The organism is Caballeronia sp. SEWSISQ10-4 2 (assembly GCF_030464885.1).
GTDB lineage: Bacteria > Pseudomonadota > Gammaproteobacteria > Burkholderiales > Burkholderiaceae > Caballeronia.
The window spans coordinates 1-12,113 of sequence record NZ_JALPRJ010000065.1 but is presented as its reverse complement, the minus strand read 5'-3'; the positions used below and the strand labels follow the sequence as shown (position 1 = coordinate 12,113).

The following is a 12,113-nucleotide window of genomic DNA, read 5'->3' as shown; positions in this document are numbered from 1 at the left end:
ATGAGCACGTTCGATGTACGGATCGGCATCAATCCGCTGTCATGGATGAACGACGACCTGCCCTCGCTTGGCGGTGAGACACCGCTGAGCCTGGCCCTGACCGAAGGCAAGAAGATTGGTTACGAAGGCTTCGAGTTGGGCAACAAATTCCCGCGCGAACCGGAAGCGTTGAAAACGCTGCTCGCCGGATATGACCTTGCGCTCGTCTCCGGGTGGTACTCCGGGCGGCTCGCCGAACGCAGTGCGGAAGACGAGATCGCGGCCGTAGGTCCGCATCTCGACCTGCTTGCGAAAAACGGCGCAACGGTGATGGTCTACGGCGAAGTCTCGGACTCGATCCAGGGTTCGCCGCGGCCGCTGTATCAGCGCCCGCGTTTTTTCTCCGATGACCGCTGGAATGAGTACGCGAAACGCCTGAACACGTTCGCTGAATACACCCTCTCTAAAGGCGTTCGTGTGGCGTATCACCATCACATGGGCGCGTATGTGGAGACGCCTGCCGACGTCGATCGCCTGATGAGCCTCACCAACGACGCAGTCGGCCTGCTCTTCGACGCCGGCCACATCACGTTCGCCGGCGGCGATCCGCTGGTTGTGCTGGAGAAGCACATTGCACGCGTTTGCCATGTGCATTGCAAGGACGTGCGGCCAGAAATCATCAAGCTTGCGCGTAACCGGAACTGGAGCTTTCTGGAAGCAGTGATCAACGGCGCGTTCACCGTTCCCGGCGACGGCGCGGTGGATTTTCCATCGATTATCGCTCAATTGAAGAAGCAGGGTTATCGCGGCTGGCTCGTGGTCGAAGCAGAACAGGATCCCGTCATTGCAACGAGTTATGCGTATGCCGAGAAAGGCTACAAGACGCTGCGCTCGCTCGTTGAAGAAACGCTTCAGGAGGCAATATGAGCCTGCTAGTCAAGGCATCGCGCGAAGGCCAGACCATCGCGCGCGTGACGCCGGAAACCGCTTTGTGGAAACACGTGGGGTTCGCGGCTTACCGCCTGGAAACCGGCGACATCGTGCATGTGCATGAAGCGCAGCGCGAAGTATGCATCGTCGTGTTGTCGGGGACGGTGAGCATAGAAGCGGGCGAACACAAATGGGAGAAACTCGGCTCGCGCGACAGCGTGTTCGAAGACACCGCCCCCTACGCCGTGTATCTGCCGCCCAAGCTCGCCGCGACCGTTCGCGCGGATCGCGACGCGGAGATTGGCGTGGCGAGCGCACCCGCTACGGGCAAGTATCCGGCGCGGCTGATCGAGCCGTCGCAGATGAAACGCTCAACCCGTGGCAAAGGCGCGAATACGCGATACGTCTGCGATATTCTTCCGCAGACCGAACCCGCCGAGGGCTTGCTGGTAGTGGAAGTGAAGACGCCCGGCGGCCACGCTTCCAGCTACCCCCCGCACAAGCACGACAAGGACAATGTGCCCGTGGAGAGCGCGCTTGAGGAGACTTATTATCATCGGTTGAATCCGCCGCAAGGGTTTGCGTTCCAGCGCGTCTATACCGATGAACGCGATCTCGATGAAACCATGGCCGTGGAAGATCATGACGTTGTCATGGTGCCGCGCGGTTATCACCCGGTGGTAGTGCCGTATGGTTACGACAACTACTACCTGAACGTGATGGCCGGCGACAAACGGACCTGGCATTTCAAGAACGATCCGAAGCACGAATGGATCGTGGAGAGGGATAGCAAGGCTTAAGCGTTCATCCCCCGATAGAGAGCCATTCATTTCTCAGGCGCTCGTTGGCGGCGAGCGCTTCGGGGGTGTCATCGAAGACGATTGCGCCGTGGCCCATTACCGCGATGCGCGTGGCCAGATCGCGCGCAATCGTCATGCGTTGCTCAATCATTAGAATCGCCGCGCCGCGCTCCCGCAAGCCCTTCAGACAGGCAGCAACCTGCGTCACGACTTGCGGCGCGAGCCCTTCGGTCGGTTCATCGATGATCACGAACGACGGGTCGCCCATCAAGGTCCGGGCAAGCGCGAGCATCTGCTGTTCGCCGCCCGACAACATCCCCGCCTTCACGGCCGCGCGTTCTTTCAACACGGGAAAAAGCTGCTCCGCGTCGTTGATGGTGAAGCGCGATCCACCCGGCTTCATGCCGAGCAGCAAGTTTTCGCGCACGCTTAAAGTCGGGAAAACGTCGCGTTGTTCGGGCACGTACCCGACGCCCATCCGCGCGATCGCATATGGGCGATTGCCGATCATCGATACCCCGCGAAAGTTCGCTACGCCTTCCGCGTGCACGAGTCCCATCAGCGCCTTCGCGAGCGTCGAACGCCCCGAGCCGTTGCGTCCCGCCAGCGCAACGATCTCGCCTTCGTCGATGCGCAAACGCACCCCATGCAGCACATGACTCGCGCCATACCATGCGTTCAAGCTGTCGATTTCAAGCAGTATCGTCATGGTGTTTCGCCGAGATAGGCCGTGCGAACTGCCGCGTTTGCCGCAATTTCAACGGGCGTTCCAGTCGCGATTACGCGGCCTTGTACGAGCACCGAGATGCGGTCGGCGAGCGCGAAAACCGCTTCCATGTCGTGCTCCACGATCAGTAATGTCCTGCCTTGCGTCGTCTCGCGAATCAACGCAAGCGCGCGAGCGGCTTCCGCGCGATTCATGCCGGCGGTGGGTTCATCGAGCAATAGCACGGACGCGCCCGTGGCGAGCGCAAGGCCCAGATCGAGAGCGCGCAATTCCGCATAGCTCAGACTGGTGGCGAGTTCATCGCGATGCTGCGTCAAGCCGATAGCCTCGATCACTCGCTGCGCCTCCTGGTCGATCGCACCCGAACGGACCCATCGATCCTTCCACGTAGCCGCGGGAGACCCCAGCACTGCGCAACGAACGTTATCGTGGACGGTGAGACCGGTGAACACGCTTGTGGTCTGGAAGCTGCGCGCAAGGCCCTTGCGTCCAAGCCTATGAGCCGGCACTCCCGTAACGTCGACGCCGTTCAACGCGATGTGGCCGCTTGTGGGCTGCGTACGCCCCGCGATGAGATCGAACAAGGTCGATTTACCTGCGCCGTTCGGACCGATCAACGCATGGCGCTCGCCTTGGCGAATCGTCAGATCGACGCCGCGCAGAATCTCCGTCGCACCGAAACGCTTCGTGATCTGCTTCAGTTCGAGCGCAGTGTTCATCGTGCGCGCTGGGCTTGCCGGGTGAACAGAATCGCGGCCAAGGCGCTTAAGACAGCGAAACACCATGGAGCGACATGCCGGCCATCGAGCAGGAAGCCCGCGACATGCGCGAGGCGGTCGCCGTGGCTATCGAATTGGAGTGCGTAGACGAGTTCCAGAGCGACGACAGTTGCAAGCGTCCATGCAACGGCAGCGCACATGGCAAACGCCATGTTCAAGAAACCATCACGTGATCGTGCAGCAATGAGACCAGCCAAACCCTTCGGCGCCACGACCACGACCCATACAAAAAACAGCCCGAGGTATGCCACCCAAGCCGAAGACACACTCGCCACCGCCACGCTGAAAAACGTGAGTACCACCGCGCCTAGTACCGGCCCGAAGAACGTCGTGGTCCCGCCGATCACAGCGGCAATCAGCACACTCCCCGAACGCGCGAGCCCTACCCCTTCCGCCGATGCCAGCTCCACATTGATCAGCCCGAGCCCGCCCGCCACGCCCGCAAAAAACGCGGCCACGATGACCATCGTGAAGCGCACGCGCCGCGGATCGAAGCCGATAGCAGCGGCACGCACGGGGTTATCGCGGACCGCATTCGCCACACGCATGAACGGCGTTCGCGAGAACACGAACATGGCGATACACGCCAGCACGCACCATCCGGCGATCAAGGCATAGGCCTGAATCGCAGGCCCGAAGTTCAAGCCTGCAACTGCGGGGCCACTCGTACGGTCGATGGAAACGCCGCCCTCGCCCCCGAACCAACCCGGCACGAGCCACACGCCCGCTGCCACCAGTTCGCCGATACCGAGCGTGATCATCGCGAATGTGGTGCCGGCGCGGCGCGTTGAAAAGAAGCCGAAGACCACTCCCACCAGCGCCGCAGCTAAACCGCCGATCAACGGTAGTAAGGGCAGCGGCACGGGGTATTGATTGAAGATTTGCGCAGCGGCGAATGCGCCAAGACCGGCATATACGGCATGCCCGAACGACAGCAAACCTGTCTCGCCGAGCAGCAGATTGAACGCGAGCGCAAACACGATCATCGTCGCCGTTTGCGCGAGGTAAGCGAGCAGCCAGCTTTGTGAGGTGAAGAGCGGCGGCAACACAAGACCTGCTACAAGCAGCAGCCACACAAGCGCGTGAGGATAAGCGAAGCGCGGCTTAAACATCGTCGCCACCACGCTGCCCGAAAAGTCCACGAGGCCGCAGCGCGAGCATCGCAACGAGCAACGCATACGGAAGCACGGGTGCGATCTGCGCGACGCTCAGCGAAGCCCATGCAGGTGGCAACACAGCGCCCGCAAAACCGGCGATGCTACCGAGCGACAACGTAGTCCCGACCGCAAACGTCTGCACGCAGCCGATCAGAAGCGATGCCGCGAGCGCCCCGCCCACCGACCCGAGCCCACCCACGACCACGACGACAAACACGATCGGCCCGATGTTCTCGGCCATCGAAGGTTCGATCACGAACAATGGCGCGCCGATCACGCCGGCCAGCGCGGCGAGCGCCGCGCCGGTTGAAAACACCAACGTAAATACACGCGGCACATTGTGACCAAGCGTCTCGACAGTTGCCGCATGCGTGAGCGCGGCGCGCACAACGAGTCCGATTCGCGACACTCGCAGCACCACGTACAAAGCCAGCAACATCGCCAGCGACACACCCATCATGAACGCGCGATAGCGAGGAAAAGCAGCGCCATAAAACGTGAACAACGGACCATCGAGCGATGAAGGAACAACAGCGTTGAGGGGCGCCAGGCCCCAAACCAACTTGACCCCTTCAGCGATCAGATAAGCCGCGCCGAAGGTCAGCAAAAGCTCGGCGAGCGCCCCGCGCGCTTCTATCCGGCGCAACAGCAAGCGCTCGAACAAGCCACCCAGTGCGCCGACCAATAGCGGCGCGACGATCAACGCAAACCAGAAACCCCCAAGCGCCGCGAGCGCGTAACCCACATACGCGCCGAGCATATAAAAACTCGCATGAGCGAAGTTGAGCACGCCCATCATGCTGAAAATCAGCGTTAGTCCCGCTGACAGCATGAACAGCAGCAACCCCACGCTCACTCCATTCAGAAGGTTGATCGCGAACCACTGAACGAACGAGGTCACGTTGCGTGAACCTAGCCTGTAACAACGGTAACGAGCGGCTTGAGCGCCGCAACCAGCGCTTGCGGCAAAGGAGCCGGACGACGCGTGTCGCGATCCACGTAGACGTGCACAAAATACCCTTGCGCGGCCGGTTGCTCGGAACCCGCGCTGAAGATTCCAACCTCGTAACGTACGCTCGTTGTACCGAGCCGCGTCACGCGCAAACCGGCATCGATACGTTCGGGGAACGCCAGCGAAGCAAAGTAGCTGCAATGCGTCTCGACCACGAGTCCGATCGTCCTGCCAGCCTCCAGATCGAGCGCGCCGTGCCGGATCAGATACTCGTTCACCACGGTATCGAAGTAGCTGTAATACACCACGTTGTTCACGTGGCCGTAGAGATCGTTATCGGACCAGCGCGTATTGATCGACAGAAAATGCGGATAATCCGCGCGCGTCGTGGGAACCGGCTTGCTCATGGATCAGAACGACTCCTGCAGCATCCGCCGATAATCGTCCGCACTCGCCTCGCGCGGATTGGTCTTGTGGCAATGATCGGCGAGCGCGCCCTTGATCACCTTGTCGAACATGCTTTCCTCCACGCCCATTTGCGAAAGACGCGTCGGCAGGCCGAGACGCTCGGTCATGTCGTGGACGGCTTGGGCAATATCGGCATCGCCGGCAAGATTCATCACGCGGCGCATGCGTGCAAAACGCTTGTCGGCCACCACGCTCGGCGCGCTTTCGTTGAAGCGCAGCACGGCGGGCAAAACGACCGCGTTCAGCGTGCCGTGATGCAGCCCGGTCCGGCCGTTAATGACCAGCCCGCCCAGCGGATGCGACAGCGAATGCACGCAGCCCAGGCCCTTCTGGAACGCCATGGCGCCCTGCATCGACGCGCTCATCATGTTCAGGCGCGCATCGCGATCCTGGCCGTCGTGCGTCGCCCGTTCGATATGCGCCCAAGCGCGCTCGAGCCCGTCGAGCGCGATGCCATCGGCGGGCGGATTGAACGCCGGCGCGAGAAACGTTTCGATGCAATGCGCGATCGCGTCCATGCCGGTCGCGGCCGTGAGCATGGGCGGCAAGCCCAGCGTCAACGACGGATCGCAGATAGCCGACTTGGGCAGCAGATGCCACGAGTGAAAGCCGAGCTTGCGGCCATCGTCGAGAATAATGATCGCTCCGCGCGCCACTTCGCTGCCCGTGCCCGATGTGGTCGGCACAGCGATCAACGGCGCGGCCTGAGCGGTGATCTTGTTGCTGCCGCCTTCAATGGTCGCGTACTCGGTCAGCGTCCCCGGATGGGTCGCCATGATCGCCACGCCCTTCGCCAGATCAATGGACGAACCGCCGCCCACCGCGATCAGGCCATCGCAACCTTCGCTGTTGTAGAGCGCGGCGGCTTTCATCACCATCGCTTCGGTCGGGTTCGACGGGGTTTCATCGAAGATGGGAACCGCGCCCGCATCCAGATTCATCGCCTGGACGGTTTGCGACACCAGCCCCGCGGCCAGGACACCTTTGTCCGTGATGATCAGCGGCCGCTTGATGCCGACGCGCGCGCATTCGCTGTCGAGCATGCCGAGCGCGTCGTAACCGAGGTGGATGTGGGTGACGTAGAAGATGAAGGCCATGACGTGTGTCCGCGGTTGAGTAAGGCGTCCGGCATGTTAGAAGGCCGACGGGGACCGCGTCAATTCATGCTAACGATGCCCTTACGCCGTTATTGCCCCGGGCGGTCCACATATTCCACGGACAGACCGCGCCGGCGCATCCATTCCGCCACGGCATGTCCCGTTCCTGCACGCCACGGTCTGAGTTTTGCGGGCTCGACCAGCCGATATTCGAGCAATTCCGGCGACAGCGCGATCGTGCCGTTCGCCTTCACGTGATACGCGATGATCAGCTCGTTCTTGCGGATGAATTCGTACACGCCGACCAGTTCCACCGATTCCGCGACGAGCGACGTCTCCTCGAGCACTTCCCGGGCGATGCCTTCCTCGGGCGTCTCGCCGTTCTCGAGAAAACCCGTGATCAGCGCGAACATGCCCTCTTGCCACGCGGCGTTGCGCGCGAGCAGGATCTTGCCCTCGTACTCCACGATCGCCGCGACCACCGGCAGCGGATTGTTCCAGTGCACGAACCCGCATTCCGGGTCCGGACACGCGAGGCGCACGCGCCCGCCTTCGTGACTGGCATCGACACGTTCGACCAGCTTGTTGGCATCGCGCGGACAGAATTGGTATTCGATCATGGTCTGAGGTCGAGAACTCGAAAAGTCAGTGGGCGGCGCAAAGTGCGCGGATCTCGGCGGTGAACTGTTCCACCGTTTCTGGCAGCGTGTCCCACGCGCACATGAACCGGCAGCCGCCCGAACCGATGAACTGATAAAACTTCCAGCCCTGGTTGCGCAGCGCCTGCGCCACCTGTGGCGGCAGCTCGGCGAACACGGCGTTGCCCTGCGGCTTGAACATTACCTTCACGCCTTCTATACCTTCCAGCCGATCAGCCATCAATTGCGCCATTGCGTTGGCGTGGCGCGCGTTGCGCAGCCAGACATCGTTATTGAGCAGGCCGAGCCAGGGCGCCGAGATAAAACGCATCTTCGACGCAAGCTGCCCCGCCTGTTTCAGCCGATATGCGAAGTCGACGGCCAGCGCTTTATCGAAGAAAATCACCGCCTCGCCGACTGGCAGGCCGTTTTTCGTGCCGCCGAAACACAGCACGTCGACGCCCGCGCGCCACGTGATCTCCGACGGATGCACATTCAGCGAGGCCACCGCGTTCGCAAAACGCGCGCCGTCCATATGCACTTTCAGGTGACGGCGTTTTGCGATCGCCGCGATCGCGCGAATTTCTTCAACGCTGTAGACGGTACCCACTTCCGTGGATTGCGTCAGCGTGACAACCTTGGGTTTCGGGTAGTGAATGTCAGCGCGACGCGTGACGATAGCTTCGATGGCATCCGGCGTGAGTTTTCCATCGATACCCGGCGCCGTCAGCAATTTCGAACCGCCAGAAAAAAATTCGGGGCCGCCGCATTCATCGGTTTCGATGTGCGCGAGTTCGTGACAGATCACCGAGTGATACGACTGGCAGAGCGACGCGAGCGCCAGCGAATTGGCCGCTGTGCCGTTGAAAACGAAGAAGACTTCGCAGTCGGTCTGGAACAGGTCGCGGATGCGGTCGCATACACCCTGGGTCCAGGAATCGTCGCCGTAGGCCGGCTCGTGGCCACTATTGTTGGCTTCGATCAGCGCGGCGAGCGCTTCGGGGCAGATGCCGGCGTAGTTGTCGGAGGCGAAATGTTGCATGCGATGGGATGGCCAGGGCAATGGTGGACGTGGCCGTCATTTTAGCGGGTCGCGCTTGAGTGCGCGGAGACGCCAATATGACCCACGCCGCTGCCCTCGGGCCGGCTGCCCGGCGTTACTTTCCGCTGGGTTGGCTGGCTGCGACGGCCTGCTGCGCTTTCTTGTCCTTCTTGCTCGCTTCGTGATGGCCGATCGCGCAACCGCCGGCCGCGCCCACAGCACCGTGCTTGCCCGCAACGTGGCCCGCCACGCCGCCTACTGCCGCGCCTTTCAGACATCCTTCGGAATGGACGGCGCCCGCGGCGAAAAACATCGATGAAGCAGCGACGAGTGTGACGAGTTTTCGATTCATGAGACAGGTTCCTTGTGTAGTCGATGCGCGAGGCTTCGTGCCCCGCACTGACCGAAAAACCGCAAACCATGTACCTGTCGATTGGCTTGCGGTTTGCGGATTCACGTATGCGTCAAAACCGCCGCTCCCGCGGCCGAAAAAAAGCCCGTTCTGTCAAAACAGACCGGGCTTTTTCAAACTGCTCAAATGCGCGCGAAAGTTGAACGCTTAAAGCTTTTCCTTCACCCAGTCATTAACACCCGCCAGCGCCGCAGCCAGGTTTTCGGGTTCGGTGCCGCCCGCTTGCGCCATATCGGGCCGTCCGCCGCCCTTGCCGCCGACTTGCTGCGCGACGAAGTTCACCAGATCTCCGGCTTTCACCTTCTTCGATGCCTCCGCCGTCACGCCTGCAATCAAGCTCACCTTGTTGCCATCGACGGCAGCCAGGACGATCGCTGCGTTCTTCAGCTTGTCCTTCAATTTATCGACGGTTTCGCGCAACGTCTTGCCATCCGCGCCCGGCAGTTGCGCCGCCAGCACAAACACGCCGCCGATCTCGACAGCCTGCGACACCAGTTCATCGCCCTGACTGGAAGCGAGCTTCGACTTCAGCGTGCCGAGCTCCTTTTCCAGCGCCTTCACGTGTTCCTGAACCTGCGTGATGCGTTGCGTGAGTTCGGACGGTTGCGCCTTCAGTACCGCCGACGCCGCGTTAATCCGCGCATCGAGTTCCTGCACGAAACGCACGGCGTTGTCGCCGGTGATTGCTTCCACGCGGCGAATCCCTGCCGCCACGCCGCCTTCCATCACGATCTTGAACAAACCGATATCGCCCGTGCGATGCACGTGCGTACCGCCGCACAATTCGCGCGAGAAACCGAGGTCGAGCACGCGCACTTCGTCGCCGTATTTTTCGCCGAACAGCGCCATTGCGCCGCCCTTCACCGCTTCGTCGTACGGCATCACACGCACGATACCCGGCGCGTTTGCCAGCACTTCGGCGTTGACGATCGCTTCCACTCGACGAATCTGCTCGTCCGTCATTGGCGCGTTGTGCGCGAAGTCGAAGCGGGTCTTGTCCGGATCGACGAGCGAACCCTTTTGCTGCACATGGCTGCCGAGCACTTCGCGCAGCGCCTTGTGCATCAGGTGCGTGGCCGAGTGGTTGCGGGCGGTGCGAAGACGGCGAGCCGTATCGATTTCCGCCTTCATCACGTCTCCCACTTTCAGCGTGCCTTGCTCGACCGTGCCGTGATGACCGACGACGTCGGACTGGACCTTCAGCGTATCGACGACCGCGAAGCGCACCAACGCGTTCGCGAGTACGCCGTGATCGCCCGCCTGACCGCCCGATTCGGCGTAGAACGGCGTGTGATCGAGCACGACGACGGCCTGCTGGCCCACGTGCGCCTCTTTCACCGAGGCGCCGTCAACGTACACAGCGATGACCTTGGCGTCGTCGAAGATTTCGTTCTCGTAGCCGTGGAACGTCGTTTTTGCGCCGGCGTAGTCGAGGCCTTGTGCCGACTTGAACTTGCCGGCCGAGCGAGCCTGTTCGCGTTGACGCGCCATGGCTTCGTCAAAGGCGGTTTCGTCAACCGTGATGCCGCGCTCGCGACATACATCCGCCGTCAGATCGAGCGGGAAGCCGAAGGTGTCATGCAGCTTGAACGCGAGTTCGCCGTCCAGCTGCTTCGAGCCCTTGGCGTCGAGCTCCGCCAGTGCCGTTTCGAGCATCGACATGCCATGTTCGATCGTCTCGAAGAAACGCTCTTCTTCCTGCCGCAGAACGTCCGTCACGCGTGTTTGCGCGTCCTTGAGTTCCGGGTAGGCCGCGCCCATTTCCTCGACCAGATCGGCCACGAGCTTATGGAAAAACGCGCTCTTGCGCCCGAGTTTGTAACCGTGGCGGATCGCGCGGCGCACGATCCGGCGCAGCACATAACCGCGGCCTTCGTTGCCGGGAATCACGCCGTCGACGATCAGGAACGAGCAGGCGCGAATATGATCCGCGATCACCTTCAGTGAATTGTTCGTGAGATCCGGCGTGCCGGTTTCGCGGGCTGCAGCCTTGATCAGCGCCTGGAACAGGTCGATTTCATAGTTGCTGTGCACATGCTGGAGCACGGCGGCGAGGCGCTCGAGGCCCATGCCCGTATCGACGCTCTGCTTCGGCAGCTTCGTCATGTTGCCCTGGGCGTCGCGATTGAACTGCATGAACACGAGATTCCAGATCTCGATGAAGCGGTCGCCGTCTTCTTCGGGAGATCCCGGCGGGCCGCCCCACACTTCCGGGCCGTGGTCGTAGAACACTTCCGAGCACGGGCCGCACGGGCCGGTGTCGCCCATGGTCCAGAAGTTATCCGATGCGTAGCGTGCGCCCTTGTTGTCGCCGATACGGATGATCCGTTCTTTGGGCACACCGATTTCGTTTTCCCAAATGCCGAACGCTTCGTCGTCTTCCTCATAGACGGTGACCGTGAGCTTTTCCGGCGGCAGTCCATAGACTTTGGTCAGCAGTTCCCAGCAATAGTGGATCGCGTCGCGCTTGAAATAGTCGCCGAACGAGAAGTTGCCGAGCATTTCGAAGAACGTGTGATGGCGGGCTGTGTAGCCGACGTTTTCGAGGTCATTGTGCTTGCCGCCGGCGCGCACGCTGCGCTGCGAGGTCGTGGCGCGCGAATACGGACGGCTCTCCGTGCCGAGGAATACGTCCTTGAACTGGACCATGCCGGAGTTCGTGAACAGCAGCGTGGGATCGTTGCCGGGCACAAGGCTGGACGAGCGGACGATCGTGTGGCCCTTCGATTCAAAGAACTTGAGGAATTTCTCGCGGATGTCGGCGGCTTTCATGGCGTGCGGGTCTGCTGTTTTGTACGGCGGCGGCGCTTGGGCATAACTTGTGGGTTCTGGGTTCTGTCGCTGCGCGCGAGGCCGGGTGCCAAAATGGGATTGTCGATTATACGGGGTTTGAAGGGGGTTTTCGTTCGCACTCGGGCGGGGGGCGCTCGCGCTCGGGGTTTTGGACCGTGCTCGCAGCGTGCTGGTCAGAGTCAATGCCGGGTTGGTGCTTTCGGCCTTAGTGGTCTGCGTGAGTGAGCTGTATTTTTTATCACTATTAGCCACCGTGCGTGGCGGCCGTCATTTTCTTTGTCCACAGCGACAAAGAAACGAAGCAAAGAAAGCGCTTTCCAACCACGGGCGAGTTAGTGT

12 protein-coding genes are annotated in these 12,113 nt (G+C 61.5%); 2 read left to right on the top strand and 10 right to left on the bottom strand.

The genetic code is table 11. From position 1 onward, the window contains the following. Together iolE and iolB are read left to right on the top strand one after the other, a co-directional pair. Positions 1 to 906, top strand: coding sequence for a myo-inosose-2 dehydratase (gene iolE, locus M0D69_RS32525; protein ID WP_301785949.1), 906 nt, complete (start codon positions 1 to 3; stop codon positions 904 to 906). Further along, on the top strand, positions 903 to 1,709 hold the full coding sequence (gene iolB / locus M0D69_RS32520; RefSeq protein WP_301785948.1) for a 5-deoxy-glucuronate isomerase: 807 nt from the start codon (positions 903 to 905) through the stop codon (positions 1,707 to 1,709). Before iolE ends, iolB begins: the two co-directional genes overlap by 4 nt. Positions 1,710 to 1,713: 4 nt before the next feature. Here iolB and M0D69_RS32515 read toward each other — a convergent pair whose 3' ends face one another. The 10 genes from M0D69_RS32515 to alaS all read right to left on the bottom strand — a co-directional run bounded on the left by M0D69_RS32515 (position 1,714) and on the right by alaS (position 11,753). Further along, a complete protein-coding gene (locus M0D69_RS32515; RefSeq protein WP_301785947.1) occupies positions 1,714 to 2,418 on the bottom strand; it encodes an ABC transporter ATP-binding protein in 705 nt (234 codons plus the stop codon). Beyond that, positions 2,415 to 3,155, bottom strand: coding sequence for an ABC transporter ATP-binding protein (locus M0D69_RS32510; RefSeq protein ID WP_301785946.1), 741 nt, complete (start codon positions 3,153 to 3,155; stop codon positions 2,415 to 2,417). The genes M0D69_RS32515 and M0D69_RS32510 overlap by 4 nt, the downstream gene beginning before the upstream one ends. After that, entirely contained in the window at positions 3,152 to 4,327 is a 1,176-nt protein-coding gene (locus M0D69_RS32505) for a branched-chain amino acid ABC transporter permease (RefSeq protein ID WP_301785945.1), read from the bottom strand. The genes M0D69_RS32510 and M0D69_RS32505 overlap by 4 nt, the downstream gene beginning before the upstream one ends. Beyond that, on the bottom strand, positions 4,320 to 5,273 hold the full coding sequence (locus M0D69_RS32500; protein WP_301785944.1) for a branched-chain amino acid ABC transporter permease: 954 nt from the start codon (positions 5,271 to 5,273) through the stop codon (positions 4,320 to 4,322). The genes M0D69_RS32505 and M0D69_RS32500 overlap by 8 nt, the downstream gene beginning before the upstream one ends. Before the next feature lie 11 nt (positions 5,274 to 5,284). Then, complete coding sequence (locus M0D69_RS32495) at positions 5,285 to 5,731, bottom strand: thioesterase family protein (RefSeq protein WP_301785943.1); 447 nt, start codon at positions 5,729 to 5,731, stop codon at positions 5,285 to 5,287. A 3-nt stretch (positions 5,732 to 5,734) separates the two neighbouring features. Further along, on the bottom strand, positions 5,735 to 6,889 hold the full coding sequence (locus M0D69_RS32490; RefSeq protein WP_301785942.1) for an iron-containing alcohol dehydrogenase: 1,155 nt from the start codon (positions 6,887 to 6,889) through the stop codon (positions 5,735 to 5,737). Between the two features lie 89 nt (positions 6,890 to 6,978). After that, complete coding sequence (locus M0D69_RS32485; protein ID WP_301785941.1) at positions 6,979 to 7,509, bottom strand: NUDIX domain-containing protein; 531 nt, start codon at positions 7,507 to 7,509, stop codon at positions 6,979 to 6,981. Between the two features lie 25 nt (positions 7,510 to 7,534). Next, positions 7,535 to 8,569 (bottom strand): low specificity L-threonine aldolase, encoded by a 1,035-nt coding sequence (locus M0D69_RS32480; protein WP_301785940.1) that lies wholly within the window; start codon positions 8,567 to 8,569, stop codon positions 7,535 to 7,537. A 115-nt stretch (positions 8,570 to 8,684) separates the two neighbouring features. Beyond that, entirely contained in the window at positions 8,685 to 8,921 is a 237-nt protein-coding gene (locus tag M0D69_RS32475) for a hypothetical protein (RefSeq protein ID WP_301785939.1), read from the bottom strand. Between the two features lie 207 nt (positions 8,922 to 9,128). Continuing rightward, positions 9,129 to 11,753: an alanine--tRNA ligase gene (alaS, locus tag M0D69_RS32470; protein ID WP_301785938.1), complete on the bottom strand. Its 2,625-nt coding sequence runs from the start codon at positions 11,751 to 11,753 to the stop codon at positions 9,129 to 9,131. Positions 11,754 to 12,113: the final 360 nt, after the last annotated feature.